Source organism: Mongoliimonas terrestris, from assembly GCF_001927285.1.
Taxonomy (GTDB): Bacteria; Pseudomonadota; Alphaproteobacteria; order Rhizobiales; family Pleomorphomonadaceae; genus Chthonobacter; species Chthonobacter terrestris.
In genome coordinates, this window is sequence record NZ_MSIG01000077.1 from 1 (window position 1) to 455 (window position 455).

Here is a 455-nt window from a genome sequence, read left to right on the forward strand (position 1 = left end):
CAACGGGACGACGTCTTCCGAACCCGACAGTCCTCCCTGGAGGGACATCTGTCTTGGTTGGATGAGCGCTGGGATGCCGGTCACCGCAATGGTGCCGCACTCTGGCGGGAGTTGCAGTCCAGAGGCTTCACCGGAAGCCTGCGGGTCGTGACCGAATGGGCCACACGACGTCGGAAGGCGAAATGCTCGGGTCGTATGGCATCGACGCGAACGCCGTCGGCCCGGGCATTGGCGAGATTGATGACGACCGGCCGCAATCACCTGACCAGGTCCGAGACGCTCACGGTTGCGGCCATTGAAAACGGAGTGCCGGACCTCGTCGACGCCAGGTCCGTCATCGAGACCTTCCAAGAGGGGATCCGGCGGAAAGTTGGCTCCGACTTCCTGGCCGCGTGGATTGAGACGGCGGAATCCGGCCTCGTCTCGTCGTTCGGCCGGGGTGTGCGGAAGGATGA

1 pseudogene is annotated in these 455 nt (G+C 64.2%); it reads left to right on the forward strand.

The window, feature by feature from the left end:
- Positions 1–240 precede the first annotated feature (240 nt).
- Positions 241–455: pseudogene (locus tag BUQ68_RS24065) on the forward strand (ISL3 family transposase); the annotation flags it as partial.